Here is a 26,396-nt window from a genome sequence, read left to right on the forward strand (position 1 = left end):
GCTGGCAGCCCGTCACTGCTTACTTGGCTGCATTCACCTGGCCGTTACCCGGATTTTTACCGGCCTGCAGACTGACAAACAGCGGTTCAAGGATCGGCGCCACGAATCGCGCGCCGACTTCCGACAGGTGATTGTCATCCTTGTACAGCGAATAGCCGTCGAGTTCGGCGCGACACAGACCGTGTTCATCACACAGCCGTGGCGCCGGATCGACCACCCGCACCATCGGATCCTGCGCCAATTGGGCGAACAACCGGCTGATGAATGCCTGGCGCTTGTCATGCTCGCCGATGGCCAGGCCGACCTCATCCACCGAATGGCCCAGCATCGCAAGGCGTGTCAGGCGATACGGCGGGTTGAACGCCTGCAACGGCGCCTCTTTCACCAGCCAGACCCGATGCCCGCCCTCACGCAATTGAGCAAGCCGTGCGCGCAGCCCATCGGCCAGACGTTGTTCAGCGACGGCACTGTCGTACTTACCATCCGGCTGTCTGAGCGCATGGTCGAGATCCCCTTTGGCGTCGCCATACAGATAGAGGCTCCAACGCGCGACCAGCACCACATCGCTGATACGTTGCGCGCTCAACCCCTGCTCGACACGCCGATTGAAACGCGTACAGGCTGCGTCATGCTCCAGCCCTTCAACCGGAATACAACCGGCAGAGCTGGCGAGGATCACGTTGACGCCATGGGCTTGCGCAGCGTCCTCCAGCACCGGAATCAGTGCCGTAGCGTGGCTGTCACCCCAGACCATCGCCTGGGCCGGCAGGCTTTCCACACCGTAATGGCAGAACAGCTTGTCATCCGGGGCCTTGTCGTCCGTCAGGCACGCCATCAGCTCCGGCCGCCACTCGTGGCCCTTGGCATATTGCAGCGCCTGTTCTGACAGACGCGACGGCAAGCCATCGGTCCAGCGCAGGGCTTGTCCTGCCAGGCCGAGCACCAGGATGCCGCAGAAACCGGCCAGCAGAACCTGCCGGCGCCCGGCAAGCAGGCGACGCTCGCGGAACGGTGTTTCGACGAACTTCCATGACAGGTAACCCAGCACCAGCGTCAGCAGGATCAATCCTGCGATGTCCAGCGCCCCCGGTTCCTCGACGCTGGCATAGCTGGAAAACACGAACACCGGCCAGTGCCACAAGTACCAGGAATAGGAAATCAGGCCGAGGCCGACCATCACCCGACTGCTCAGCAATTGACCCATCAACGTTTCACGATGACCGTTGGCCAGGATCAGCGCCACCACGCCCAGCACCGGCAGCAGCGCCGCGGCGCCGGGGAATGGCGTGCTTTTGTCGTACCCGAAGACGGCCAGCAGGATCAGCGCCATGCCGAGCAGGCTCAGCCCCTGCGCTGCCATCGGTTTGAGGCGCCACGAATGCCGGGGCGCCACGGCGAGCATCGCACCGGCCAGCAGCTCCCACGCCCGCATCGGCAACAGGAAGAACGCCTTCTCCGGATAATGATGGACCGCCCACACGCTCAGCCCGAAGGACAGCAGCAATACGCCGAACAGCGCCAGCCGCCAGTGTTTCAGGCGGCTCGACAGCAAGGTCAGCAACAGTGGGAAGAGAATGTAGAACTGTTCCTCCACCGCCAGCGACCAAGTGTGCAGCAGCGGCTTGAGATCTGAAGCGACGTCGAAATAGCCATCCTGACGCATGAACAGAATGTTCGAGACGAAGGTCACCTGGTAGCGCACCGAGCGCCCGAGTTCTTCGTAGTCCTTGGGTGCCAGCAGGAACCAGCCCACCGCCAGCACCGCGATGATCATCGCAAACAGCGCCGGCAGGATCCGCCGGGCGCGTCGGGCCCAGAACTCGACGAAGCTGAAACGCCCGGCCTGGCGCTGGTTCCAGATGATCGAGGTAATCAGGTAGCCGGAAATCACGAAAAACACGTCCACGCCGACAAAACCACCGGTGAACCCCGGGACGCCAAAGTGGAACAGCACCACGGCAATCACAGCGACTGCGCGCAAGCCGTCGATATCCCTTCGATAAGCGAGTGTGCTCATAAATCTTTAATGCCAATCAGGTGGTTGTTTTTTGTACAGCCCAAGGCGCTGCTTCTTGTTTTTCCGGCACACGGACCTTAACAGATCGCACACCTGCGATCGCCCAGACAAAAATCAGGCAAAAAAATGGCGCCCCTGAAGGGCGCCATCTTCCGGACTCAACCGACGATGTTACTTGCGCTTCATCGACAGGAAGAACTCGTCGTTGGTCTTGGTCGTTTTCAGCTTGTCGACCAGGAACTCGATGGCAGCTACTTCGTCCATCGGGTGCAGCAGCTTGCGCAGAATCCACATGCGCTGCAGTTCGTCGTCGGCGGTCAGCAACTCTTCGCGGCGGGTGCCGGAGCGGTTGATGTTGATGGCCGGGAACACACGCTTCTCGGCGATCTTGCGATCCAGAGGCAGTTCCATGTTGCCGGTACCCTTGAACTCTTCGTAGATCACTTCGTCCATCTTCGAGCCGGTTTCAACCAGCGCGGTGGCGATAATGGTCAGCGAGCCGCCTTCTTCGATGTTACGCGCGGCACCGAAGAAACGCTTCGGCTTCTCCAGGGCGTGAGCATCGACACCACCGGTCAGCACCTTGCCGGAGCTCGGGATCACGGTGTTGTAGGCACGGGCCAGACGGGTGATGGAGTCGAGCAGGATCACCACGTCCTTCTTGTGTTCGACCAGGCGCTTGGCCTTCTCGATCACCATTTCAGCCACTTGTACGTGACGGGTCGGCGGCTCGTCGAAGGTCGAGGCAACCACTTCGCCGCGCACGGTGCGCTGCATTTCGGTCACTTCTTCCGGACGTTCGTCGATCAACAGCACGATCAGGTGAACTTCAGGGTTGTTACGGGCGATGTTGGCCGCGATGTTCTGCAGCATGATCGTTTTACCGGCTTTCGGCGGTGCAACGATCAGACCGCGCTGGCCTTTGCCGATCGGGGCGCACAGGTCGATCACACGACCGGTCAGGTCTTCGGTGGAACCGTTGCCGGCTTCCATCTTCATGCGCACGGTCGGGAACAGCGGGGTCAGGTTCTCGAAGAGAATCTTGTTTTTCGCGTTCTCTGGACGATCGAAGTTGATCGTGTCGACCTTGAGCAGGGCGAAGTAACGCTCGCCTTCCTTTGGCGGCCGGATCTTGCCAACGATGGTGTCACCGGTGCGCAGGTTGAAACGGCGGATCTGGCTCGGCGAGACGTAGATGTCGTCAGGGCCGGCGAGGTAGGAAGCGTCAGCGGAGCGCAGGAAGCCGAAGCCGTCCTGGAGAATCTCCAGCACGCCATCACCGGAGATTTCCTCACCGCTTTTCGCGTGCTTTTTCAGCAGGGAGAAAATCACGTCCTGCTTGCGCGAACGGGCCATATTTTCTATGCCCATCTGTTCGGCCAATTCGAGCAGTTCGGTAATCGGCTTTTGCTTGAGTTCAGTCAGATTCATATAGGAATGACGTAATCATTTATGGAGGGGGGGAAATTAAGCTTTTGGCTTAATGAGGCCGCGCCGCGGAGAAGGCGACAGGATCGCGTACTTGTTCGAAAAGGAGTGCGTCGGCGACGGCTAGCAGGGGGCAGTGGAGAAACCAGTGCGGGGCCGAATGTATCACCTGAGTTTCGGAGCGTCTAGCCCTGAATACGCAAAAAGCCCCGCAATTTGCGGGGCTTTTTGAGGACAATCTTTACCGCGACGCTTAGATGTTGGCGTCGAGGAAAGCAGCCAGTTGCGACTTCGACAGAGCGCCAACCTTGGTCGCTTCCACGTTGCCGTTCTTGAACAGCATCAGGGTCGGAATACCACGTACGCCGTGCTTGGCCGGGGTTTCCTGGTTTTCGTCGATGTTCAGCTTGGCAACGGTCAGCTTGCCTTTGTAAGTCTCTGCAATCTCGTCCAGAACCGGAGCGATCATTTTGCAAGGGCCGCACCATTCAGCCCAGTAGTCGACCAGGACAGCGCCTTCGGCCTTGAGTACGTCGGCTTCGAAGCTAGCGTCGCTAACGTGTTTGATCAGATCGCTGCTCATGGAATTCTCCAGGTTGTAAGCAAAAAAACGTGGCCCATCATAGCCGCCCTTCCCTTGTTCAGGAAGCCGCAGATGATTGAGTCTTGCTATGGCACTCGATGAGTTTGGGTATAGCTCAAGTCACGCGCCGGCGGGGGCGATGAAGGCAATTCCAGTGCGCAACGCCGCGTTGCGCACGTGCTCCTGCATGGCTTTCTGGGCGGCAGCGGACGCCCGACGAGCCAGGGCGCGGAGGATCTTGCGGTGTTCCTGCCAGGTTTCCATGGCCCGCTCGGCGCGGATGAACGGTAGCTTCTGGCTCTCCAGAAAGATGTCGGCGCTGGCGGTGAGGATGCTCAGCATCGCCTGATTGCCGCTGGCCCGCAGGATCCGCCGGTGGAATTCGAAATCCAGTTTCGCCGCGGCCTCGAAGTCGCCGGCGCGCAGTTGCTCACGCATGGCGGCGACGTTGTCTTCCAGTTCATCCAGATCAAACGTGCTCAGCGTCACCGCCGCCAGCCCGGCCGCGAACCCCTCCAGTGCATAGCGCAACTGGAAGATCTCCAGCGGCGAGGCCTGGGCTGCAAACGGCCAGGCCGGCGCGCCCTCCCCGCGCGGCAACTCCACCGGCGACTGCACGAACACGCCCTTGCCCGGCTGGATGCTGACCACCCCCAGCGCACTCAAGGACGACAACGCCTCGCGCAACGACGCCCGACTGACCCCCAACTGCACCGCCAGATCCCGCTGCGAGGGCAGCGCATCACCGGGGCCGAAACCCTGCTCGGTAATCAGTTTGCGGATCGCTTGCAGCGCCACTTCGGGTACGGCGCGGGAGATCGAGTTCATGGTTTTCCAGTCGGACCAGGCCAAGGTGCGGCCAGTTGTAAAGCTATTCGAGGCGTCAGGCAAGTCATGCCCCAGCGGGGTTCGACGGCGCACGCCGATGCGCTATCGCAGTGCGAAATCCAACCTGACTGTTCAGACCAGTAAGACCGAACAAACCCGCTAAACCCGTGGCTTTGCGCAGCCAAACCGCTGTCTTGGCACGGCCCATGCTCTGTCCGATCGCAGAATTCACTTCCCGCCGATCCGGAGATTGTCCATGACGAAGCGTTACAGCGCCCTCCTCGCCGCCCTGTTTGCCGGTCTGATGCTGAGCCAGGCCCCCGCCCATGCCGACGGTCTGGACGACGTGGTCAAACGCGGCACCTTGAAAGTCGCCGTGCCTCAGGACTTCCCGCCCTTCGGCTCGGTTGGCCCGGACATGAAGCCGCGCGGTCTGGACATCGATACTGCGAAACTGCTGGCCGACCAGCTCAAGGTCAAACTCGAACTGACCCCGGTCAACAGCACCAACCGCATCCCGTTCCTGACCACCGGCAAGGTCGACCTGGTGATTTCCAGCCTCGGCAAGAACCCCGAACGCGAGAAGGTCATCGATTTCTCCCGCGCCTATGCGCCGTTCTACCTCGCCGTGTTCGGCCCGCCGGACGCAGCCGTCAGCACCCTGGACGACCTCAAGGGCAAGACCATCAGCGTCACCCGTGGCGCCATCGAAGACATCGAGCTGACCAAGGTCGCCCCCGAAGGCGTGACCATCAAGCGCTTCGAAGACAACAACTCGACCATCGCCGCCTACCTCGCCGGCCAGGTCGACCTGATCGCCAGCGGCAACGTGGTGATGGTGGCGATCAGCGAAAAGAGCCCGAAACGCGTGCCGGCGCTGAAAGTGAAGCTCAAGGATTCGCCGGTCTACGTCGGCGTGAACAAGAACGAGCCGGCGCTGCTGGGCAAGGTCAACGAGATCCTGGCCACCGCCAAGGCTGACGGCGCGCTGGAAAAGAACGCGCAGACCTGGCTCAAAGAGCCGCTGCCGGCCGACCTCTGACCGGCGGCGCGGGAGACTTTCATGGCCTATCAGTTCGATTTCTTGCCGGTGGTGGAAAACACCGACCTGCTGCTGCGCGGGGCGCTGTTCACCCTTGAGCTGACAGCCATCGGCGCGCTGTTCGGGGTTGGTGTGGGTATTGTCGGAGCGCTGGTGCGGGCGTGGAACATCCGTCCGTTCTCGACAATCTTCGGCGTGTACGTCGAGTTGATCCGCAACACGCCGTTCCTGGTGCAGCTGTTCTTCATCTTCTTCGGTCTGCCGTCCCTTGGCGTGCAGATCTCCGAGTGGCAGGCGGCGGTGCTGGCGATGGTGATCAACCTCGGTGCGTACTCGACCGAGATCATCCGTGCCGGCATCCAGGCGATCCCGCGCGGGCAACTGGAGGCCGCTGCTGCGCTGGCGATGAGCCGTTTCGAAGCGTTCCGCCACGTGGTGCTGCTGCCGGCGCTGGGCAAGGTCTGGCCGGCCCTGAGCAGCCAGATCATCATCGTCATGCTCGGCTCGGCGGTGTGTTCGCAGATTGCCACCGAAGAGTTGAGCTTCGCCGCCAACTTCATTCAGTCGCGCAACTTCCGCGCCTTTGAAACCTATGCCCTGACCACCCTCATTTATCTGTGCATGGCGCTGCTGATCCGTCAGTTACTGAACTGGCTCGGTCGGCGCTACCTGTCGAAAAGCAGCGCAAGGAGCAGCCAATGAGCGACTTCACGTTCTGGGACATCCTGCGCAACCTGCTCACCGGCCTGCAATGGACGCTGGCGTTGTCGCTGGTGGCGTTCATTGGCGGCGGGATCGTCGGGTTGCTGATCCTGATCATGCGCATCTCGAAAAAACCGCTGCCCAGCAGCATCGCCCGCACCTGGATCGAACTGTTCCAGGGCACGCCGTTGCTGATGCAGCTGTTTCTGGTGTTCTTCGGCGTGGCGCTGGCCGGCGTAGAGATTTCACCGTGGATGGCGGCAGCCATTGCCCTGACGCTGTTCACCAGCGCCTATCTGGCGGAGATCTGGCGCGGTTGCGTCGAGGCGATTCCCAACGGCCAATGGGAAGCTTCGTCGAGCCTGGCGCTGAATCCGCTGGAGCAATTGCGCTACGTGATTCTGCCGCAAGCGCTGCGCATCGCCGTGGCGCCGACCGTGGGCTTCTCGGTGCAAGTGGTCAAAGGCACCGCCGTGACCTCGATCATCGGCTTCACCGAACTGACCAAGACCGGCGGCATGCTCGCCAACGCCACCTTCGAACCGTTCATGGTCTACGGCCTCGTCGCCGCCGGCTACTTCCTGCTCTGCTACCCCTTGTCCCTCAGTGCGCGCTACCTGGAAAGGAGACTGCATGCCTCTGCTTAGAATTTCCGCCCTGCATAAATACTACGGCGATCACCACGTACTCAAAGGCATCGACCTGAGCGTCGAGGAAGGTCAGGTCGTGGCGATCATCGGCCGCAGCGGCTCGGGCAAATCCACCCTGCTGCGCACCCTCAACGGCCTGGAATCGATCAACGACGGCGTGATCGAAGTCGATGGCGAATACCTCGACGCCGCCCGCGCCGATCTGCGCAGCCTGCGGCAGAAAGTCGGGATGGTGTTCCAGCAGTTCAACCTGTTCCCGCACCTGACGGTGGGCGAAAACGTGATGCTCGCGCCGCAAGTGGTGCAGAAGGTGCCCAAGGCCAAGGCTGCGGAACTGGCGCGGCAGATGCTTGAGCGCGTCGGCCTCGGCGAAAAGTTCGACGCCTTCCCGGATCGCCTCTCAGGCGGCCAGCAACAACGCGTGGCGATTGCCCGGGCGCTGGCGATGTCGCCCAAGGTGCTGCTGTGCGACGAGATCACCTCGGCGCTGGACCCGGAACTGGTCAACGAAGTGCTCAGCGTGGTCCGCCAGCTCGCGAAGGAAGGCATGACGCTGATCATGGTCACCCACGAAATGCGCTTCGCCCGGGAGGTCGGGGACAAACTGGTGTTCATGCACCAGGGCAAGGTGCATGAGGTGGGCGACCCGAAGGTGTTGTTTGCCGATCCGCAGACGCCGGAACTGGCGAATTTCATCGGAACCGTGGAAGTCGCAGGCTGAAAGCAGGCCGTCAGTGCGCTAAATCAAGGGTTTGTACCATGCGCGTTGGCGGCAGCGTTTGATCGTGGCACGATGTCGAGGTTATCGACCGAGACCCCCAGACCATGCCGCAATCCCAAGCCAAGAATCTGTCCCTGATCGCCGCGATCGACCTGGGCTCCAACAGCTTCCACATGGTCGTGGCCAAGGCCCAGAACGGCGAAATCCGTATTCTCGAACGTCTCGGGGAGAAGGTTCAGCTGGCCGCCGGCATAGACGATGAGCGCCATCTCAACGAAGAATCCATGCAGCGCGGGCTTGATTGCCTCAAGCGTTTTGCCCAACTGATCAACGGTATGCCGCTGGGCGCCGTGCGGATCGTCGGCACCAACGCTCTGCGCGAGGCGCGCAACCGTGGCGAATTCATCCGTCGTGCCGAAGAAATCCTCGGCCACCCGGTGGAAGTCATCTCCGGCCGCGAAGAGGCGCGCCTGATCTACCTCGGCGTCTCTCACACCCTCGCCGACACTCCGGGCAAACGCCTGGTCGCCGACATCGGCGGCGGCAGTACCGAATTCATCATCGGCCAGCGCTTCGAGCCGTTGTTGCGCGAAAGCCTGCAAATGGGCTGCGTGAGTTTCACCCAGCGCTACTTCAAGGACGGCAAGATCACCCCGGCCCGCTACGCCCAGGCCTACACGGCGGCGCGGCTGGAAATCATGAGCATCGAACACGCCCTGCACCGCCTGACCTGGGATGAAGCCATCGGCTCCTCGGGCACCATCCGCGCCATCGGCCTGGCGCTGAAGGCCGGCGGACATGGCACCGGCGAAGTGAACGCCGAAGGCCTGGCGTGGCTCAAGCGTCGCCTGTTCAAGCTCGGCGATGTCGACAAGATCGATTTCGAAGGCATCAAGCCGGATCGCCGCGCGATCTTCCCGGCCGGCCTGGCGATTCTTGAAGCGATCTTCGACGCCCTCGAACTGCAACGTATGGATCACTGCGAAGGCGCGCTGCGTGAAGGCGTGCTGTATGACCTGCTTGGCCGCCATCATCACGAAGACGTGCGCGAACGCACCCTGACCTCGCTGATGGAGCGCTACCACGTCGACCTGGAACAGGCCGTACGCGTCGAGCGCAAAGCCCTGCACGCCTTCGATCAAGTGGCTGTCGATTGGCAGCTGGACGATGGTATCTGGCGCGAACTGCTGGGCTGGGCGGCGAAAGTGCACGAAGTCGGGCTCGACATCGCTCACTACCAATACCACAAGCACGGCGCCTACCTGATCGAGCACTCGGACCTGGCCGGTTTCTCCCGCGAAGACCAGCAAATGCTCGCCCTGCTGGTGCGCGGCCACCGCCGCAACATCCCCAAGGACAAGTTTGCCGAATTCGGCGACGACGGCGACAAGCTGATCCGCCTGTGCGTGCTGCTGCGCTTTGCGATCCTGTTCCACCACATTCGCGGCACCCAGACCATGCCGCAGGTCGCGCTGCACGCCAATGGCGACAACCTCGATGTGGAATTCCCGGAGAACTGGCTGGATGAAAACCAGCTGACTCAGGCGGATTTCGCACTTGAGGCCGAGTGGCTGACGCGGGTTGGGATTGTTCTGACCGTGCACTGAGTAACCGGCAGGCACAAAAAAGGCGATCCGGATGGATCGCCTTTTTTATTGCTTTGAGACCTGCGGTCAGCTGCTGACCGGCAGAATCGGGCTGCCCAACCGCTCCAGCAACGTCGCCTGCGCACTGCGCGGGTTCTGGTTGCCGGTCGGCGTGTTGCGGATGTAGCGGCCGTCCGACTGCAGGCTCCAGCTGTGGGTGTTGTCGGTCAGGTACAACTCCAGCTCTTTCTTGACCCGAGTCAGCAGCTTCTTGCCTTCCACCGGGAAGCAAGTCTCGACGCGCTTGTCGAGGTTGCGCTCCATCCAGTCGGCGCTGGACAGGAACATCTGCTCCTCGCCACCGTTGAGGAAGTAGAACACGCGGGTGTGTTCAAGGAAGCGACCGATGATCGAGCGCACGTGAATGTTGTGCGAAACCCCGGCGATGCCCGGACGCAGGCAGCACATGCCGCGCACCACTAGGTCGATGCGCACGCCGGACTGGCTGGCCTTGTACAGCGCGCGGATGATCTTCGGATCGGTCAGCGAGTTGAACTTGGCGATGATGTGCGCAGGTTTGCCGTCGAGCGCGAATTGCGTCTCGCGCAGAATCATGTCGAGCATGCCCTTCTTCAGGGTGAACGGCGCGTGCAGCAGCTTCTTCATGCGCAGCGTCTTACCCATGCCGATCAACTGGCTGAACAGTTTGCCGACGTCTTCGCACAAGGCGTCGTCGGAGGTCAGCAGGCTGTAGTCGGTGTACAGACGGGCGTTGCCGGCGTGGTAGTTACCGGTGCCGAGGTGCGCGTAACGCACGATCTCGCCGGCTTCGCGGCGCAGGATCAGCATCATCTTGGCGTGGGTCTTGAAGCCGACCACGCCATAGATCACCACCGCACCGGCCGCTTGCAGACGGCTGGCCAGTTGCAGGTTGGACTCTTCGTCGAAGCGCGCACGCAGCTCGATGACCGCCGTCACTTCCTTGCCGTTACGCGCGGCGTCCACCAGCGCATCGACGATTTCCGAGTTGGCGCCGGAGCGGTACAGGGTCTGGCGTACAGCCAGAACGTGCGGGTCTTTCGCAGCCTGGCGCAGCAGGTCGACCACCGGGGTGAACGACTCGAACGGGTGCAGCAGCAGGATGTCCTGTTTGCTGACAACGCTGAAAATGTTCTCGCTGTTTTGCAGCAGTTTCGGGATCTGCGGCGTGAACGGCGTGTATTGCAGCTCCGGATGACTGTCCAGACCGGTGATGCTGAACAGACGCGTCAGGTTGACCGGACCGTTGACCTGATACAGCTCGGTCTCGCTCAGGTTGAACTGCTTGAGCAGGTAGTCCGACAGGTGTTTCGGGCAGGTGTCGGCGACTTCCAGGCGCACGGCATCACCGTAACGACGGGAGAACAACTCGCCACGCAGGGCGCGGGCCAGGTCTTCAACATCTTCGGAGTCGAGCGCCAGGTCAGCGTTTCGGGTCAGACGGAACTGGTAGCAGCCTTTTACCTTCATGCCCTGGAACAGGTCATCGGCGTGGGCGTGGATCATCGACGACAGGAACACATAGTTGTCGCCAGGGCCGCCGACTTCTTCCGGCACCTTGATGATCCGCGGCAGCAAGCGTGGCGCCGGGATGATTGCCAGACCGGAATCGCGACCGAAGGCGTCGATGCCTTCGAGCTCGACGATGAAGTTCAGGCTCTTGTTCACCAGCAACGGGAACGGGTGCGTCGGGTCGAGGCCGATCGGGGTGATGATCGGCGCGATCTCGTCGCGGAAGTAACGGCGCACCCAGGTCTTGAGCTTGGTCGTCCAGTAGCGGCGACGGATGAAGCGCACCTGATGCTTTTCCAGCTCCGGCAGCAGGATGTCGTTGAGGATCGCGTACTGACGGTCTACATGACCGTGCACCAGCTCGCTGATCCGCGCCAATGCCTGATGCGGTTGCAGGCCGTCGGCGCCGGCCTGTTCACGGGCGAAGGTGATCTGCTTCTTGAGGCCGGCGACGCGGATCTCGAAGAACTCGTCGAGGTTGCTGGAGAAGATCAGCAGGAACTTCAGCCGCTCCAGCAACGGATAGGACTCGTCCAGCGCCTGTTCCAGCACGCGGATGTTGAACTGCAGTTGCGACAATTCCCGGTGGATATACAGGCTGCTGTCATCCAGGCCGGGAATCGCGATCGCCGGGGCCGCCGGAGCGGGTTCAGTTGCCGGCGCGGGTGGCGCGGGCTCCAGTTCCGGCGGGGTTTCGGTAATCTGCTCGACCACGGGTTGAGCTTCTTTTACGGCAACTTCAGTGAGTCCTTCGGTATTCATCGAATGTTCCTGGGAGGGCTATTTCTGCTCTCGTAACAATTGAGCGGCACGGACAGCAAAGTAAGTCAGGATGCCATCAGCGCCGGCACGTTTAAAGGCGGTCAGGGATTCGAGGATCACGCCTTCGCTCAACCAGCCATTCTGGATCGCCGCCATGTGCATGGCGTATTCGCCGCTAACCTGATAGACGAAGGTCGGCACTTTGAAGGCATCTTTTACCCGGAACAAAATATCCAGGTACGGCATGCCGGGTTTGACCATGACCATGTCCGCGCCTTCAGACAAGTCCGCGCCCACTTCGTGCAGCGCTTCGTCGCTGTTGGCCGGGTCCATCTGGTAGGAAGCCTTGTTCGCCTTGCCCAGGTTCGCGGCCGAACCCACAGCATCGCGGAACGGGCCGTAATAGGCGCTGGCGTACTTGGCCGAGTAGGCCATGATCCGCACGTTGAAGTGACCGGCCAGCTCCAGCGCCTCACGGATCGCCTGGATGCGGCCGTCCATCATGTCCGACGGGGCAACCACCTGGGCGCCGGCGGCGGCGTGGGACAGCGCCTGTTTGACCAGTGCATCGACGGTGATGTCGTTCTGCACATAGCCTTCTTCGTCGAGAATGCCGTCCTGACCGTGAGTGGTGAACGGATCCAGGGCGACGTCGGTGATCACGCCCAGCTCCGGGAATCGGTCACGCAGGGCGCGGGTGGCGCGCTGGGCGATACCTTCGGGATTCCAGGCTTCGGCGGCATCGAGGGATTTGAGCTCAGGTGGCGTGACCGGGAACAGCGCCAGCGCCGGAATTCCCAGTTCGACCCATTTGGCGGCTTCTTCAAGCAGCAGGTCGATGGTCAGGCGCTCGACACCTGGCATCGAGGCCACGGCTTCGCGGCGGTTTTCACCGTCGAGCACGAACACCGGCAGGATCAGGTCATCGACCGTCAACACGTTCTCACGCACCAGTCGCCGGGAAAAATCATCACGGCGATTGCGACGCAGGCGGGTGGCAGGGAACAGACGGTTGGCTGGGGTAAAGCTCACGGCAGACTCCTGAGCCCGCGCAAACGGGCGAGCGTGACAGTTATAGATGGCCATTATGACCAACGTATTACAGTTATGTGCACCCCTGTGGCAGGTAGTCGCATTCCATTGTCGTTGTAGGAAATGTTCACGTCGAGACACATTTCGACACTTTCCTGAATGTGTCCGAAGGGTTAGGCTGCGCGTTCATTTCGCCAGCACCCAGACAATGCTCCAACAATTTCTGCATGACTTCGGCTACTTTGCCCTGTTTCTCGGCACGTTCTTCGAAGGCGAAACCATCCTGGTGCTCGCGGGCTTCCTCGCGTTCCGTGGATACATGGACATCAACCTGGTGGTGGTCGTGGCGTTCTTCGGCAGCTATGCCGGCGATCAGCTGTGGTACTTCCTGGGCCGCAAACACGGACGCAAGTTGCTGGCGCGCAAACCGCGCTGGCAAATGATGGGCGACCGCGCGCTGGAGCATATCCGCAAGCACCCGGACATCTGGGTCCTGAGCTTCCGCTTCGTTTACGGCCTGCGCACGGTAATGCCGGTGGCGATCGGCCTGTCGGGCTACCCGCCGGGACGCTATCTGCTGCTGAACGGGATTGGCGCTGCGATCTGGGCCGCCGCCCTCGCTGCGGCCGCATACCACTTCGGTGCGGTGCTCGAAGGCATGCTGGGCAGCATCAAGAAATATGAGTTGTGGGTACTCGGTGCGCTGCTGGTGCTGGGTGTCGGCCTGTGGCTGCGCCGCCGGTTCAAGAATGCCCGGCTGGCCAAGAAGGTCTACGAGGACGAGCAGGCCGAACAACTGGCCAAAGCCGAACGGCACAAGGCTGAACTGGCCAAGGCTACCGACCCTAAGACGCCAGCCGAATAAACCGCTGGCGGCAGCAATACAACCCGACGCCGCTGAGCAGGCTGTAACCGAACAGGCCGACCCACATCTGCGGGCCGGCCGGCCATAACCCGACCTGCGGCGCCAGCCATACCAGCGGCAGGCTCGCGGCCAACCGCAGCAGTTCCAGCCTCAGCGCCCACGGGCGATTCTCCAGGGCCACGCCCAATACAAACAAACCGAATGCCACCGCGCCCCAACCCAGAATCAGGGCGCCGGTCGACAGGCTGTGTTCCAGATTCATCAGATAACTGCCCAGCGCCACGTAAACACCGAATTGCAGCACCACGTACCACTGCTGCCGGGTGCCCAACGGTACTTCGAATTTGCGGAACCGGCTCAAGTCCGGCTTGTGCATCGGGTATTTCGCCGCCACGTCTGCCGGACGCCAGCCGGTGCGCATGAACCAGATCCGCAGCTTGTCCCATTTGCTCCCGGCGCGGCGCGCGTCGTCCCACAGCTGCGCGTAAAACTGCACGTTGGCCCACAGCGGATTCCAGCTCGCCAGCGGTGTGGTCACGCCAAAAATCACGGGCTCGTTGTCGTCCTCTTCCTGGTACGAACCGAACAGGCGATCCCAAATAATGAACACCCCGCCGTAGTTGCGATCCATGTAGAGAGCGTTCTGTGCATGGTGGGCCCGATGATTCGACGGTGTGACGAAGCACCATTCAAACCAGCCAAGCTTGGGAATGTGCCGGGTGTGAACCCAGAACTGGTACAGCAGATTCAGCGCCGCAACACTGACGAACACCAGCAACGGCACGCCGAGCACCGCCATCGGCAGGTAGAAGATCCAGCCCAGCAGAAACCCGGTGCTGGTCTGGCGCAACGCGGTGGAAAGGTTGTAGTCCTCACTCTGGTGATGCACCGAGTGAGCCGCCCAGAGAATGTTCCGCTCGTGGCCCATGCGGTGCAGCCAGTAGTAACAGAAGTCGTAGAGGACAAAAGCGAAGACCCACACCCAGACACTGTCCGCCGGCAACTTGACCAGCGCCAGATGCTCCAGGGCAAAGCCGTAGGTCACCAGCCCAACGCCTTTGGTCAGCAGGCCGGTGGTGGTCGACAACACCCCTGTGCTGATGCTGTTCACCGCATCGGCCAGGCGATAGTTGCTCACCCCGCGCCACCGGTCGGCGATGAGCTCTGCCACGATCAATACGAAGAAAAACGGCACCGCATACAGAATGAAGTTCATGACGCGCCCTGATCGAGATCCGTGTGCACAGATCCTAGGTGTAGCCGCGGCTCGACCCTATGGCAACGAACGACAAATTAGTGGACATTTAGCGCCATGAATCTGGAGAGAAACCCATGAGCAAAAAAGTTGCAGTGATCCTGTCCGGTTGCGGCGTGTACGACGGCGCCGAGATCCACGAAAGCGTCATCACCCTGCTGCGCCTCGACCAACGCGGCGCCCAGGTGCAGTGCTTCGCCCCGGACATCGCGCAATTGCATGTGATCAACCACCTCACCGGCAAGGAGATGCCCGAGTCGCGCAATGTGCTGGTGGAATCGGCACGCATCGCCCGGGGCAACGTCAAGGATGTCCGTGAAGCCGATGTCGATGACTTTGATGCGCTGATCGTGCCCGGCGGTTTTGGCGCAGCGAAGAACCTGTCGAACTTCGCCGTCGACGGCGCGGGCTGCTGCGTTCAGCCGGACGTACTGGCGCTGACCGAGGCCTTTGCCGAAGCGGGTAAACCGGTGGGCCTGATGTGCATTTCGCCGGCGCTGGCCGCCAAGATCTACGGCCCGGGCGTGACCTGCACCATCGGCAACGATGCCGACACCGCCACGGCGATCGGCAAGATGGGCGCCACCCACGAAGACTGCGCCGTGACCGACATCATCGAAGACAAGGCGCGCAAACTGGTGACCACCCCGGCCTACATGCTGGCGCAGTCGATCAGTGAAGCGGCTTCGGGGATCAACAAATTGGTGGATCGCGTGCTTGAACTGACCCACGAAAACGACGCCTGACGCGCGACAGTGATCATTCCCACGCGCTGCGTGGGAATGATTGCCTCAGGACTGGCGCGCCAACCGCGTCAGGATCCGGTCCAGCGCATTGGCGAACGCCTGCTTCTCCCGGTCGCCGAACGGCGCCGGGCCGCCGCTGACCTGGCCCTGCTCACGCAGATCGGTGAACAGGTTGCGTGTCGCCAGCCGTTCACCCATGTTCTGCGCGTCGAACTCTTTGCCTCGCGGGTCCAGCGCTGCAACGCCTTTCTTCACCAGCCGGTCGGCCAGCGGGATGTCGCTGCAGATCACCAGTTCGCCCGGCACCGCGTGTTCCACCAGATAATCATCCGCCGCATCCGGGCCGCTCGGCACCACGATCAGCTTGACGATGGCCAGCGCCGGTTTGCTTTGCGGCTGCCCCGCCACCAGCACCACCTCGAAGCGGCGCTTGAGGGCGAACTTCACCACCAACTCCTTGGCCATCTTCGGGCAGGCGTCGGCATCGATCCATACGCGCATCATCTCAAGCCGCCACTCGGCGCTTTTCAGCCACCCAACTGCGGCCATACAGCACGATGATCGCCGCAATCGCCACAGCCTGAGCCGTCAGCGAGTAGGCGTCGGCATGAATCCCCAGCCATTCGAAATCGAAGAACGCCACCGGGCGAGTGCCGAAAATCCCGGCCTCCTGCAGCGCCTTCACACCATGACCGGCAAACACCACCGACAGCGCGCAGAGCAGCGCCGCGTTGATGCTGAAAAACAGTGCCAGCGGCAGTTTCGCCGAGCCGCGCAGGATCACCCACGCCAGACCGAACAGCAGCACCAGCGCCGTCGCCCCACCCGCCAACACCGCGTTGTGCCCGGCAGGCCCCGCCTGCAACCACAGGGTTTCGTAGAACAGGATCACTTCGAACAGCTCGCGGTACACCGAGAAGAACGCCAGTATCGCGAAGCCGAATCGACCACCGCCACCGACCAGGCTCTGCTTGATGTAGTCCTGCCAGGCCGCTGCGTGGCGACGGTCGTGCATCCACACCCCGAGCCACAGCACCATGACACTGGCGAACAGCGCGGTGGCGCCTTCCAGCAGTTCGCGCTGGGAGCCGCTGACATCAATCACATACGCCGCCAGCGCCCAGGTGCCGAGACCGGCCAACAGCGCCAGGCCCCAGCCGACGTTGACGCTGCGCACCGCCGATTGCTGGCCGGTATTGCGCAGGAACGCGAGGATCGCCGCCAGCACCAGAATCGCTTCCAGCCCTTCACGCAACAGAATCAGCAGCCCGGAGATGTAACTCAGCGACCAGCTCAGTCCGTCGCTGCCCAGCAGGCCGGCGGATTCCTTGAGTTTGGCCTTGGCCGCGTCGAGGCGCTGCTCGGCCTGCTCGACCGACAAGCCATCCTGCAGCGATTGCCGGTAGGCCATCAGGGATTTTTCGGTGTCCTTGCGCACGTTGGCGTCGACGTTATCCAGCGAGCTTTCGACCAGTTCGAAGCCTTCCAGGTACGCGGCAACGGACAAGTCATAAGCCTGATCACGCTCGCCGGCGCGGTAAGCGGCAAGGCTCTTGTCCAGCGTCGCGGCGGTGTAGTCGAGCAACTGCGCCGGGCCTCGCTTGACCTGCGGCGGTTGCGCCCGTTGTGCGCGGAAGGTCGCGGCGGCGGCCGGGCCTTCGGCGGCCTGCACTTCGGCCGGCGTCTGACGGGCGAGGTCGGCGATGTTGTAGGTCTTGTCGGTTTTGGCCGTGGCCGGATCGGCGCTGAACTGAGCGATATAGGTCGCCAGATCCCAGCGCTGACGATCGTCCAGTTGATCGGCGAAGGCCGGCATGTCGGTGCCTTCGACGCCCTGGCCGAGGGTGTTGTAGATCGCGTACAGGCTCAGGTGATCCAGGCGCGCCGCATCACGCAGGTTGGCCGGCGCGGGCTCCATGCCGACACCCGCAGGGCCATCGCCGGCACCGTTGGTGCCATGACACACCGAGCAGTGCTGAGTATAGAGCGGCGCGCCACGGGTCGGATCCGGGGTGATGATCGGGGCCTGGCTGACTTCATAGGCCACCGCCAGTTTCGCCCCCAGTTGCCGGGCCTGACGGGCGACGTCCGCGCCGTCCTGCTTGGCGGTGATGGCGGCGAGCAGAGCGTCGATGCCCTGCTCCAGACCAGCCTTCTCCGGTTTGGCCGGCATGCCGGCAATCAAGCCTTGCAGCGCGCGGGTGAACTCCAGTTGTTCACGGTATTCGGCATCGTCGATGACCTTGCCTGCCTCTACCGTTGGCGGGTAATCGGCGCTGATGTAATCGAGCAGGTGCAGCGCTTGCGGCGCGCCTTCCACGGTTTCGGCCAGCAGATTGAAGCTGCTCAGGGCAAACAACGGGAACACCAGCCAGGCCAGGAATCGGGACGAGGCAGTCATGAAGGGGTCTCAATTGGAAATGCGAAGTAACACATTGTTCACGTCGCGGAAGCCTGACTCAAGCTTTCTCTCCAATCTCCGGCACATAGCCATCGCCCGCCCCTATAATCCGACACCTCCCGCCTCACTGTTCAAGGACGAGCTGCACTCCATGCGCCAATGCCTGCTGTTCCCGGTGTTAATCGGCACGATCCTGCAACTGAGCGGGTGCGCCGCCTACCGCAATTACGATCTGGAGATGCAACAGACCAATGCCCAGTTGATGCGCGGCGACTTTCAGGGCGCGCTGGATCTGCTGGAATGGCACAACCCCTGGGAAGACAAGGATCTGCTCTATTACTTCGAAAAGGGCTCGATACTCAGCTTCGCCAACGCCTTGCCGCAGAGTCAGACGGCCTGGCGCAGCGCCGACCGCATGGTGTTTCAACGTGAAGAGGTCGTGCCTTCTGCGCCCATGAAGCTGCTCAATCGGTTCTCCTATGAAATGGGCACGATGCTGGTCAACGACAAGTTGAGCCGCTACGACGGCTACGACTACGAAAAGGTCATGCTGACCACGCAGATGGCTCTCAACCAACTGGCCGTCGGCGATTTCGACGGCGCCCGGGCCGACATCAAGAAAACCCACGAGCGCGAAACGCTGATTGCCCGTCAACGGGAACGTCAGTACGAGGAACTCGAGGAGCAGGCCAAGACTCAAGGCATCTCCGTGCAATACAAGGATCTGCAGGGCTATCCGGTCCAGACCCTGAATGCGCCGGCGGTGATTGAACTGAAAAACGGCTACCAGAGTGCCTTCAGCCATTACCTGGCCGGCTTCACCTATGAAGCGCTGGGCGAGCGGGGTCTGGCGGCTCCGGGCTATCGCCAGGCAATCGAGTTGCGCCCGAATACACCGTTCCTCGAACAGGCGCTGCGCAACCTCGACAAGCCACCGGCCAACAATGATGAAAGCGACGTGCTGATCGTCGTCCAGAGCGGTCTGGCCCCGGCTCGCAGTTCCGTCAGCGTGCCGATCCCGGTGCGGCTCAATGAAAACCTGGTCATTACCGCGCCGATCTCCTTTCCCATCCTGGTGCCGGACACTGTCACACCGGCGTTCGACCACATCATGGTGGATGGCCGCAAACGGCCGCTGACCGCGATCAACAGCGTCACCGACATGGCATTTCGCACGTTGCGCGACGATATGCCGGCGATCATTTCCCGGGCGATGTTCCGCGCCAACATGGCGGCCATTTCCCAGGCCCATGAAAATGAACGCAACCCGGCCAAGGCCTCGCTGGTCGTCACTGAGCACGACCCCTTTGAAGAAGCGGATACGCGAACCTGGCGCACCCTGCCAGACAAGACACTGGTGGCACGGCTGCGGCTGAAAAAGGGCAATCATCAGTTCGGCGCCCCCAATTTGCCGGGTGCGGCACCGGTCACCCTGCGGATCGACCGCGATCATCAATTGGTCAACTTGAGACTTTTGAGCGATATCGGCAATGCGATCGGCAATGCCGGGCTGCCTGATAAGTAGTGGCACAGAACTAACCGGTGCGATTAAAAAGCTATTACATAGCCAGCATCGGCCGCCTATAATGCCGCGCCCTCGTTATCGCGATGCGGCATTAAAGCTCCTCTGATTATGAGGAATTGGCAGGAGGCCAACGCCACTGCCGATCGGTCCCAGCAGCCCGACCCGCACCCGAGGCTGTCGCTACTCATGGAAGAAGTACCCCATGGCATTCCGCGCTCCCACTCTGATCGCGCTTGGCGCAGTCACCCTGCTGTCCGGCTGTTCGGCGTTTCGCAACTACGATTCCGAACTGGCCCAGACCAACCAGCAACTGGCCACCGGCAACGTCGACGCCGCCCTGACCCTGCTGGAAAAGAACAACACCGGTCCAGACAAGGACCTGCTCTACTACTTCGAAAAAGGCGAACTGCTACGCGCCAAGGGTGATCTGTCCGGCAGCCAGAACGCCTGGACCAGCGCCGACCAGGTAGTGGCCAAGTGGGAAGACTCGGTCAAGCTCGACACCGACAAATACCTGGCCCAGTTCGGCAGCTTCCTGGTCAACGACAAGGTTCGTCGCTACGAAGGCTACGACTACGAAAAAGTCATGCTGACCACGCAGATGGCCCTGAACCTGCTGGCGGTCAACGATTTCGACGGCGCCCGCACCGCGATCAAGAAGACCCACGAACGTGAAGCCGTGATCGCCGACCTGCGCGACAAGGAATACCTCAAGAGCGAAGAGGAAGCCGAGAAAGAAGGCATCAAGACCCAGTACAAGGACCTGCAAGGCTACCCGGTCGCCAGCCTCGACGCCCCGGAAGTGGTCGGTCTGAAGAACAGCTACCAGAGCGCGTTCAGCCACTACCTGGCCGGCTTCGTCTACGAAGCCCTGGACGAAAAAGACCTGGCCGCACCGGGTTATCGCAAGGCCGCCGAGCTGCGCCCGAACACGCCGCTGCTGGAACAGGCGCTGGTCAACCTGGACAAACCGGTCAAGAGCGATGACAGCGACATCCTGATCGTGGTGCAAAGCGGTCTGGCACCGGCCCGCGACTCGATCCGCGTCCCGCTGCCGCTGCCGATCTCCAACAGCGTGGTGATCACCCCGTTGTCGTTCCCGATCATCAAGCCTGACACCTCGACCGCGCCGTTCGCGCAGATCGGTGTCGACGGCCAGCAACTGAACCTGACCGCCCTCAACAGCACCACTGCCATGTCCCGCCGCGCCCTGCGCGATGACATGCCGGGGATCATCGTACGCACCATGGTGCGCGCGATCACCAAAGGCGTGGCGCAGAAGAAGATCAACGAAACCAACCCGCTGGCGGGCCTGGCGGTCGGTATCTCTTCAGCTGTGCTCGAAGGTGCCGATACCCGTACGTGGCGTACCTTGCCGGACACCACCCAGGTGGTGCGTCTGCGCCTGAAAAAGGGTGAGCATCAGGTTACCCTGCCGAACGCCGTGGGTGGTTCGGTGGTCAAGATCACCGTCGATCAGCGTTATCAGGTGATCACCCTGCGCGCCGTGGGCAACCAGGTGTTTGCCGCCGGGCTCGCCGCCCACGTGATCCCGAGCGCCAACGCCACTGCTGTGGCCAGCCTCAAACAACCTTAAGAACGGAGTCTTTGCATGCGTTTCAAACTCTTCGCCGTCGCCGCCCTCGCCTTGCTGGCCAGCGGCTGCGCCACCCCGCCACCACCGGAGCCGGGCAGCGCCGCGAGCAAGGTCGTGGCCATGGGCCCGCAGAAACACATCGCGGTCGGCGCCATGCGCGTCGCCCGCGAGAACGGCTTCATGACCGTCAATGTGCAGTTGACCAACACCCTCAACAGCAACAAGACGTTCTACTACCGCTTCGCCTGGCTCGGCCCGGAAGGTTTCCCGATTGCCGAAGAAGAAGTCTGGAAGAGCCAGATGATGTACGGCGCCCAGACCAGCTTCATCCAGGGCATCGCCCCGACACCGAAAGCCGTGGACTTCCGTCTGGAACTCAAGACGCCTTAAGCCCGACACCCTATTCCCGATTCAGAGAGCATTCCCATGTTTGCACGCTTTTCCTTCATCGCCGTCATCGCCCTGCTGGCCAGCGGTTGCGCCAACACTTCGCCGACCCTGGGCAGCAAGAACATCAGCTACGGCGACACCAAGGCCGTTGAAACCGTAACCAACGAGTTCGGTTCGACCGACCTGCAGATGATCGCCGAGTCGATGACCCGTTCCCTCGCCCAGTCCGGCATTCTGCAGGGCCGCCCTGTGGTGCAGGTCTACGACGTGAAGAACAAGACCAGCGAATACATCGACACCCGTGAAATCACCACCAGCATCAAGACTCAGCTGATGAAGTCCGGCGCCGCCCGTTTCGCCAGCGACAACACCGCCATGCAGAGCCAGGTCGACCAGCTCAAGCTGCAAAACCAGAGCGGCCTGTACAAGAAGAACACCGTGGCCAAGACCGGCAACATGATTGCGGCCAAATACCGTCTTGAAGGTTCGATCAGCTCGATCGTCAAGCGCAGCAGCGACTACAAGGACGTCTTCTACAAATTCAGCCTGCAACTGATCGACGTTGAAAGCGGTCTGGCCGAGTGGATGGACGAGAAAGAGATCCGCAAAACCACGGAGCGTTAATTGATGCGCGCATGGATTGGCATGATGGCCCTGGCTTGCGCGTTCAGCGCGCAAGCGGCCCCAAAAGTCGCGGTAACGGATCTGGCGTACCAGGAACGTGTGGAGCAATACATCCACATCGTTTCGTCGAAGAACAATTACCGCGAGGGCTACTACAGCTCCAGCGGTTCTTCGAGCTACGACGAGTTCGAAGCCAACACCAGTTACATCGAGCAGGCCGAGCTGCGCAAATTCACCGGCGACATCAAGGGTGAAATCCTGCGCACCGGCATGTTCCAGTTGATCCAGGGCACGCCATACACTGCCTCGTCCAAGGGTGACATCTACGATGTGATCAAACGGATCAAGGCCGGCAACTTCAAGGGCGCCGACTACGTGCTGTTCGGCACGGTGTCCGACATCGACTTCACCCAGGACATGAACGAGCTGGCGAACACCGACAGCTATTCGGCCGTACTGGGCCTGACGCTGGTGGCGGATTTCAGCCTGATCAACACCAAGACCTACGAAATCACCTCGGCCTTCACGGCGATGGGTGAAGCGCAGGACACCAAACTGGTGAACCACCGCGACATCAAGATCTCACTCAACCGCCCACGGGTGGTGCGTGATGTCTCGAAAGCGCTGGGCGAAGACGTCGCCGGACAGCTGAGCATGCAGCTCGGCGGCAACGGTTACGAGCAACCGCGCGAACCGCAGCAGCGCAACAATCTGCCGCGTGATACGGCGCCGGTGATTCTTCACTGACCGACTGCCGAAAACGAAAAAGGTGACCTGAAAAGGTCGCCTTTTTTATGCCCGCCCGCTTTACGCGGCGGCTTTGCGCAACGTCGCCATGAACGCCGCCGCACCGATGAACAGCCCGGCAAACGTGCGGTTCATGCGCTTCTGCTGGGTCGGTGTACGCAGCAGACGCAGCACCTTCGACGCCAGCCCGGTGTAGCCGGCCATGACGATCAGGTCGACGCAGATCATGGTCACGCCGATCACCACGTACTGGATCAGCAACGGCGCGTGAGGATTGATGAACTGTGGCAGCACCGCCAGCATGAACACCAGAGCCTTGGGGTTGCTGATGTTCACCAGGAACCCACGGAACACCAGCGCCATCGGCCGACCGATCGGGCGTACCGCCGCGTCATCGCTCATGTCCATCGGCAGTGCGCGCCATTGCTTGATCGCCAGATAAACCAGGTACGCGACACCGAACCATTTGATCGCATGGAACGCGGTGGCCGAAGCGGTGAGGATCGCGCCGACACCGGCGCCGACGATGGCAATCTGCAGGGCCAGGCCCAGCTGCAGGCCCAGGGCGTTCCAGTAACCACGCCAGAAACCGTATTGCAGACCGCTGGACATCGACGCAATCGCGCCGGCACCAGGAGAAAGGCTGATCACCCAGCAGGCGGCAAAAAACGCCAGCCATGTTTGAAGCTCCATCGCACACCTCGACTCGGACTCGTGACAAACGTCCAAGCTAATGCGATTCAGGCTGGATGACTACCGATTTTTTTCAGGATGTTGCGGCTGCCGACCAACGTGGCCGGCGCCCGATCACTTTTCGAAACCGCTGGACGGGAACACGTCCGACCCGCGCCAGCGTCGCACGGAGCGTTGGAAGAACAGGCTGTTGGGCACCTGCACCATGGCGCTGCCGGTGCCGAGTTCTTCGGCTTCGATCAGCGTGGTGTAGAGCAGATTGATCGCCACCACCCGGCCTTTGACGCCGGGCTTGTCGGTGGTGTCCACCAGTTCGACCACATCGCCGAGACGGAACGGGCCGACGGTGAAAATCAGAATCGCACAGAGCAGGTTCGACAGCACACTCCACATGGCGAAGAACGCCACCGCCGCGACGGCGACGAAGCCGGACAACGCCGTCCACAGCACCGTGGCGGAGACTCCGAGGCGTTCCAGCACGAAGATCAGCGCGCTGCCCATGATCAGCCAGCGCAGCCCCCCGCGCAGCGGCATCAGCAGCTGCGGCGGGAACGGATACTTCTCGCCCAGGCGGGTCAGGAATCGGGCGACGACGCGCTGGGCGAAGTATCCGGCCAGCAAGATCAGCAGAATCTGCACGCCCAGCCAGATCGGCTCGATCCACACCGCTGGCAGCGGCAGCTTGAACGCGTCCATCAGGACAGCGCCTCCAGCTCCGACTGCATGCTTTCCAGGGTTTCCAGCGCTTGCATCCACGCCTCTTCAAGTTCGCCTTCGCGCACTTTCAGTTTGGCCTGTTCGGCCAGCAGGTCGCGCAATTCGTTCTTGCGCGCCGGCTCGTAGATGTCGCTGTCGCCAAGGCTGGCATCGACCTTGGCGAGTTTCTCGTGCAGCTTGCCCAACTCGGCTTCGAGCTTGTCGGCCTCGCGCTTGTGCGGCGCCAGTTGCTGACGCAACGCGGCGGCGGCCTGACGCTGAGCCTTCTTGTCGGTCTTGTCCGGGTTGACCGGCGTGTTGCTGACCGGCGCGTTGCGCTGGCGGTATTCCACCAGCCAACGGGCGTAGTCTTCGAGGTCGCCATCGAACTCTTCAACCTTGCCGTCCGCGACCAGGTAGAAGTTGTCGGTGGTGCTCTTGAGCAGATGCCGATCGTGGGAAACCACCAGTACCGCGCCACTGAATTCCTGCAACGCCATGGTCAGCGCCAGGCGCATTTCCAGATCGAGGTGGTTGGTCGGTTCGTCGAGCAGCAACAGGTTCGGCCGTTCCCAGGCGATCAACGCCAGGGCCAGGCGCGCTTTTTCACCACCGGAGAAATTCAGCACCGGCTCGTCGAGACGCGCACCACGGAAGTCGAAACCACCGAGGAAATCACGCAACGTCTGCTCGCGCTCGGTCGGTGCCAGGCGCTGCAAGTGCAGCAACGGGCTGGCCTTGGCGTCCAGCGAGTCGAGCTGATGCTGGGCGAAGTAGCCGACCACGGTGTTTTCGCCACGGGTCAGGCGCCCGGCCAGCGGTTCGAGTTCGCCGGCGAGGTTCTTGATCAGGGTCGACTTGCCCGCGCCGTTGGGGCCGAGCAAGCCGATCCGCGCGCCGGGGGTCAGTTGCAGCTTGACCTTCTCCAGCACGGTTCTGTCGCCGTAGCCCAGGTTGGCATCGGACAGGTCGATCAGCGTGCTGGAAATCTTGGTCGATTCACGGAACACGAAGTCGAACGGCGAATCGACGTGGGCCGCCGACAGCTCTTCCATCCGCTCCAGCGCCTTGATCCGGCTCTGGGCCTGACGGGCCTTGGTGGCCTGGGCCTTGAAGCGGGCGATGTAGCTTTCCATGTGCGCACGTTGCGCCTGCTGCTTCTCGTAGGCCTGTTGCTGCTGGGCCAGACGTTCGGCACGGGCGCGTTCGAACGCGGTGTAGCCGCCACGGTAGAGGGTCAGCTTGCGCTGATCGACGTGGGCCACATGATCGACGACTTCATCGAGGAAATCCCGGTCGTGGGAGATCAGCAATAACGTGCCGGGGTAACTTTTCAGCCACTCTTCGAGCCAGATGATGGCATCGAGGTCCAAGTGGTTGGTCGGTTCGTCGAGCAGCAGCAGGTCCGATGGGCACATCAAAGCCTGCGCAAGGTTCAGACGCATCCGCCAGCCGCCGGAGAAATCTCCTACCTGACGATCCATCTGCTCATTGGTGAAACCGAGACCGGCCAGCAACTTGCGCGCACGCGCATCGGCGGTGTAGCCGTCGGCGCTGTCGAGTTCGATGTGCAGGCGGGCCAGTGCGGTGCCGTCGTGAGCCTCTTCGGCTGCCGCGAGCTCACGCTGCACTTTGCGCAGACGCAGGTCGCCGTCGAGCACATAGTCGACCGCCAGGCGCTCGAGGGTGTCGACCTCCTGGCGCATGTGGGCGATACGCCAGTCGGCCGGCAGCAGGCAATCGCCCGAGTCCGGGTGCAACTCACCGCGCAGCAAGGCGAACAGGCTGGATTTGCCGGCGCCGTTGGCACCGATGAGGCCGGCTTTGTGGCCGGCGTGCAGGGTCAGCTCGGCGTCTTCTAGCAGACGTTGCGGGCCACGCTGTAAAGTCAGGTTCTGAAGTCGGATCATAATGGCGGCGGAGTCTACCAGCTTCCCTCACAACTGGCGCGAGTA

General features: G+C 61.8%; 24 protein-coding genes. 12 read left to right on the plus strand and 12 right to left on the minus strand.

Features of this window, described 5'->3' with window-relative positions; genetic code table 11:
• Positions 1-19: 19 nt before the first annotated feature.
• The 4 genes from IF199_RS28870 to IF199_RS28885 form a co-directional block, all read right to left on the minus strand.
• On the minus strand, positions 20-2,017 hold the full coding sequence (locus IF199_RS28870; RefSeq protein ID WP_192559262.1) for an acyltransferase family protein: 1,998 nt from the start codon (positions 2,015-2,017) through the stop codon (positions 20-22).
• A 171-nt stretch (positions 2,018-2,188) separates the two neighbouring features.
• Positions 2,189-3,448, minus strand: a complete 1,260-nt coding sequence (gene rho / locus IF199_RS28875; protein ID WP_003229334.1) for a transcription termination factor Rho — start codon at positions 3,446-3,448, stop codon at positions 2,189-2,191.
• A gap of 250 nt (positions 3,449-3,698) precedes the next feature.
• Positions 3,699-4,028, minus strand: a complete 330-nt coding sequence (trxA, locus tag IF199_RS28880; RefSeq protein WP_003206727.1) for a thioredoxin TrxA — start codon at positions 4,026-4,028, stop codon at positions 3,699-3,701.
• Between the two features lie 120 nt (positions 4,029-4,148).
• Positions 4,149-4,856: a FadR/GntR family transcriptional regulator gene (locus tag IF199_RS28885; RefSeq protein WP_192559263.1), complete on the minus strand. Its 708-nt coding sequence runs from the start codon at positions 4,854-4,856 to the stop codon at positions 4,149-4,151.
• 256 nt (positions 4,857-5,112) lie between these two features.
• Here IF199_RS28885 and IF199_RS28890 point away from each other — a divergent pair, with 256 nt between their 5' ends.
• The 5 genes from IF199_RS28890 to ppx all read left to right on the plus strand — a co-directional run bounded on the left by IF199_RS28890 (position 5,113) and on the right by ppx (position 9,578).
• The gene (locus tag IF199_RS28890; RefSeq protein ID WP_192559264.1) at positions 5,113-5,898 is read left to right on the plus strand and encodes a transporter substrate-binding domain-containing protein; all 786 of its coding nucleotides are present in this window, start codon (positions 5,113-5,115) and stop codon (positions 5,896-5,898) included.
• A gap of 21 nt (positions 5,899-5,919) precedes the next feature.
• Positions 5,920-6,600 carry an amino acid ABC transporter permease gene (locus IF199_RS28895; protein WP_011336489.1) on the plus strand — a complete coding sequence of 227 codons (681 nt, stop codon included), beginning with the start codon at positions 5,920-5,922 and terminating at the stop codon, positions 6,598-6,600.
• Positions 6,597-7,247, plus strand: a complete 651-nt coding sequence (locus IF199_RS28900; RefSeq protein WP_102619629.1) for an amino acid ABC transporter permease — start codon at positions 6,597-6,599, stop codon at positions 7,245-7,247. The genes IF199_RS28895 and IF199_RS28900 overlap by 4 nt, the downstream gene beginning before the upstream one ends.
• Complete coding sequence (locus IF199_RS28905) at positions 7,234-7,971, plus strand: amino acid ABC transporter ATP-binding protein (protein WP_096817391.1); 738 nt, start codon at positions 7,234-7,236, stop codon at positions 7,969-7,971. Before IF199_RS28900 ends, IF199_RS28905 begins: the two co-directional genes overlap by 14 nt.
• 104 nt (positions 7,972-8,075) lie before the next feature.
• Positions 8,076-9,578, plus strand: a complete 1,503-nt coding sequence (gene ppx, locus IF199_RS28910) for an exopolyphosphatase (RefSeq protein ID WP_096817389.1) — start codon at positions 8,076-8,078, stop codon at positions 9,576-9,578.
• A gap of 66 nt (positions 9,579-9,644) precedes the next feature.
• Here the strand turns inward: ppx and ppk1 are convergent, their stop codons facing one another.
• Complete coding sequence (gene ppk1, locus IF199_RS28915; RefSeq protein ID WP_096817387.1) at positions 9,645-11,870, minus strand: polyphosphate kinase 1; 2,226 nt, start codon at positions 11,868-11,870, stop codon at positions 9,645-9,647.
• A gap of 18 nt (positions 11,871-11,888) precedes the next feature.
• Positions 11,889-12,902: a porphobilinogen synthase gene (hemB, locus tag IF199_RS28920; protein WP_192559265.1), complete on the minus strand. Its 1,014-nt coding sequence runs from the start codon at positions 12,900-12,902 to the stop codon at positions 11,889-11,891.
• Between the two features lie 208 nt (positions 12,903-13,110).
• Here hemB and IF199_RS28925 point away from each other — a divergent pair, with 208 nt between their 5' ends.
• Positions 13,111-13,767, plus strand: coding sequence for a DedA family protein (locus tag IF199_RS28925; RefSeq protein WP_096817385.1), 657 nt, complete (start codon positions 13,111-13,113; stop codon positions 13,765-13,767).
• Here the strand turns inward: IF199_RS28925 and IF199_RS28930 are convergent.
• Positions 13,748-14,983: a sterol desaturase family protein gene (locus IF199_RS28930; RefSeq protein WP_192559266.1), complete on the minus strand. Its 1,236-nt coding sequence runs from the start codon at positions 14,981-14,983 to the stop codon at positions 13,748-13,750. The two genes, IF199_RS28925 and IF199_RS28930, sit on opposite strands and share 20 nt — an antisense overlap.
• A gap of 116 nt (positions 14,984-15,099) precedes the next feature.
• Between IF199_RS28930 and elbB the strand changes: the two genes are divergently transcribed.
• On the plus strand, positions 15,100-15,768 hold the full coding sequence (elbB, locus tag IF199_RS28935) for an isoprenoid biosynthesis glyoxalase ElbB (protein ID WP_096817382.1): 669 nt from the start codon (positions 15,100-15,102) through the stop codon (positions 15,766-15,768).
• Positions 15,769-15,813: 45 nt separating this feature from the next.
• Here elbB and IF199_RS28940 read toward each other — a convergent pair whose 3' ends face one another.
• The gene (locus tag IF199_RS28940; RefSeq protein WP_085746828.1) at positions 15,814-16,269 is read right to left on the minus strand and encodes a YaiI/YqxD family protein; all 456 of its coding nucleotides are present in this window, start codon (positions 16,267-16,269) and stop codon (positions 15,814-15,816) included.
• 4 nt (positions 16,270-16,273) lie between these two features.
• On the minus strand, positions 16,274-18,169 hold the full coding sequence (locus tag IF199_RS28945; protein ID WP_192559267.1) for an FTR1 family protein: 1,896 nt from the start codon (positions 18,167-18,169) through the stop codon (positions 16,274-16,276).
• A 151-nt stretch (positions 18,170-18,320) separates the two neighbouring features.
• Here IF199_RS28945 and IF199_RS28950 point away from each other — a divergent pair, with 151 nt between their 5' ends.
• The 5 genes from IF199_RS28950 to IF199_RS28970 all read left to right on the plus strand — a co-directional run bounded on the left by IF199_RS28950 (position 18,321) and on the right by IF199_RS28970 (position 23,052).
• Positions 18,321-19,694 (plus strand): COG3014 family protein, encoded by a 1,374-nt coding sequence (locus tag IF199_RS28950; protein ID WP_192559268.1) that lies wholly within the window; start codon positions 18,321-18,323, stop codon positions 19,692-19,694.
• 202 nt (positions 19,695-19,896) lie between these two features.
• Positions 19,897-21,291, plus strand: coding sequence for a COG3014 family protein (locus IF199_RS28955; RefSeq protein WP_192559269.1), 1,395 nt, complete (start codon positions 19,897-19,899; stop codon positions 21,289-21,291).
• Between the two features lie 15 nt (positions 21,292-21,306).
• Positions 21,307-21,681 (plus strand): YcfL family putative periplasmic lipoprotein, encoded by a 375-nt coding sequence (locus tag IF199_RS28960; protein WP_192559270.1) that lies wholly within the window; start codon positions 21,307-21,309, stop codon positions 21,679-21,681.
• Between the two features lie 36 nt (positions 21,682-21,717).
• Positions 21,718-22,305 carry a penicillin-binding protein activator LpoB gene (gene lpoB / locus IF199_RS28965; protein WP_096817372.1) on the plus strand — a complete coding sequence of 196 codons (588 nt, stop codon included), beginning with the start codon at positions 21,718-21,720 and terminating at the stop codon, positions 22,303-22,305.
• A gap of 3 nt (positions 22,306-22,308) precedes the next feature.
• Complete coding sequence (locus IF199_RS28970) at positions 22,309-23,052, plus strand: penicillin-binding protein activator LpoB (RefSeq protein ID WP_096817370.1); 744 nt, start codon at positions 22,309-22,311, stop codon at positions 23,050-23,052.
• 60 nt (positions 23,053-23,112) lie between these two features.
• On the opposite strand, the gene IF199_RS28975 is transcribed toward IF199_RS28970, so the two are convergent.
• From IF199_RS28975 to IF199_RS28985, 3 genes are all read right to left on the minus strand, one after another.
• Positions 23,113-23,745, minus strand: coding sequence for a LysE family transporter (locus IF199_RS28975; protein WP_085708946.1), 633 nt, complete (start codon positions 23,743-23,745; stop codon positions 23,113-23,115).
• A gap of 114 nt (positions 23,746-23,859) precedes the next feature.
• Positions 23,860-24,441 carry a mechanosensitive ion channel family protein gene (locus IF199_RS28980; RefSeq protein ID WP_096817368.1) on the minus strand — a complete coding sequence of 194 codons (582 nt, stop codon included), beginning with the start codon at positions 24,439-24,441 and terminating at the stop codon, positions 23,860-23,862.
• A complete protein-coding gene (locus tag IF199_RS28985) occupies positions 24,441-26,351 on the minus strand; it encodes an ATP-binding cassette domain-containing protein (protein ID WP_096817366.1) in 1,911 nt (636 codons plus the stop codon). Before IF199_RS28985 ends, IF199_RS28980 begins: the two co-directional genes overlap by 1 nt.
• Between the last annotated feature and the right edge of the window lie 45 nt (positions 26,352-26,396).

Origin of the sequence: Pseudomonas allokribbensis (assembly GCF_014863605.1) — a bacterium.
Lineage (GTDB): Bacteria > Pseudomonadota > Gammaproteobacteria > Pseudomonadales > Pseudomonadaceae > Aquipseudomonas > Aquipseudomonas allokribbensis.

Bases quoted from the DNA above. Each gene is read 5' to 3' on its own strand.
- IF199_RS28870 (WP_192559262.1), bottom strand. From the start codon at position 2,017: ATGAGCACACTCGCTTATCGAAGGGATATCGACGGCTTGCGCGCAGTC.
- rho (WP_003229334.1), bottom strand. From the start codon at position 3,448: ATGAATCTGACTGAACTCAAGCAAAAGCCGATTACCGAACTGCTCGAA.
- trxA (WP_003206727.1), bottom strand. From the start codon at position 4,028: ATGAGCAGCGATCTGATCAAACACGTTAGCGACGCTAGCTTCGAAGCC.
- IF199_RS28885 (WP_192559263.1), bottom strand. From the start codon at position 4,856: ATGAACTCGATCTCCCGCGCCGTACCCGAAGTGGCGCTGCAAGCGATC.
- IF199_RS28890 (WP_192559264.1), top strand. From the start codon at position 5,113: ATGACGAAGCGTTACAGCGCCCTCCTCGCCGCCCTGTTTGCCGGTCTG.
- IF199_RS28895 (WP_011336489.1), top strand. From the start codon at position 5,920: ATGGCCTATCAGTTCGATTTCTTGCCGGTGGTGGAAAACACCGACCTG.
- IF199_RS28900 (WP_102619629.1), top strand. From the start codon at position 6,597: ATGAGCGACTTCACGTTCTGGGACATCCTGCGCAACCTGCTCACCGGC.
- IF199_RS28905 (WP_096817391.1), top strand. From the start codon at position 7,234: ATGCCTCTGCTTAGAATTTCCGCCCTGCATAAATACTACGGCGATCAC.
- ppx (WP_096817389.1), top strand. From the start codon at position 8,076: ATGCCGCAATCCCAAGCCAAGAATCTGTCCCTGATCGCCGCGATCGAC.
- ppk1 (WP_096817387.1), bottom strand. From the start codon at position 11,870: ATGAATACCGAAGGACTCACTGAAGTTGCCGTAAAAGAAGCTCAACCC.
- IF199_RS28925 (WP_096817385.1), top strand. From the start codon at position 13,111: ATGCTCCAACAATTTCTGCATGACTTCGGCTACTTTGCCCTGTTTCTC.
- IF199_RS28930 (WP_192559266.1), bottom strand. From the start codon at position 14,983: ATGAACTTCATTCTGTATGCGGTGCCGTTTTTCTTCGTATTGATCGTG.
- elbB (WP_096817382.1), top strand. From the start codon at position 15,100: ATGAGCAAAAAAGTTGCAGTGATCCTGTCCGGTTGCGGCGTGTACGAC.
- IF199_RS28940 (WP_085746828.1), bottom strand. From the start codon at position 16,269: ATGCGCGTATGGATCGATGCCGACGCCTGCCCGAAGATGGCCAAGGAG.
- IF199_RS28945 (WP_192559267.1), bottom strand. From the start codon at position 18,169: ATGACTGCCTCGTCCCGATTCCTGGCCTGGCTGGTGTTCCCGTTGTTT.
- IF199_RS28950 (WP_192559268.1), top strand. From the start codon at position 18,321: ATGCGCCAATGCCTGCTGTTCCCGGTGTTAATCGGCACGATCCTGCAA.
- IF199_RS28955 (WP_192559269.1), top strand. From the start codon at position 19,897: ATGGCATTCCGCGCTCCCACTCTGATCGCGCTTGGCGCAGTCACCCTG.
- IF199_RS28960 (WP_192559270.1), top strand. From the start codon at position 21,307: ATGCGTTTCAAACTCTTCGCCGTCGCCGCCCTCGCCTTGCTGGCCAGC.
- lpoB (WP_096817372.1), top strand. From the start codon at position 21,718: ATGTTTGCACGCTTTTCCTTCATCGCCGTCATCGCCCTGCTGGCCAGC.
- IF199_RS28970 (WP_096817370.1), top strand. From the start codon at position 22,309: ATGCGCGCATGGATTGGCATGATGGCCCTGGCTTGCGCGTTCAGCGCG.
- IF199_RS28975 (WP_085708946.1), bottom strand. From the start codon at position 23,745: ATGGAGCTTCAAACATGGCTGGCGTTTTTTGCCGCCTGCTGGGTGATC.
- IF199_RS28980 (WP_096817368.1), bottom strand. From the start codon at position 24,441: ATGGACGCGTTCAAGCTGCCGCTGCCAGCGGTGTGGATCGAGCCGATC.
- IF199_RS28985 (WP_096817366.1), bottom strand. From the start codon at position 26,351: ATGATCCGACTTCAGAACCTGACTTTACAGCGTGGCCCGCAACGTCTG.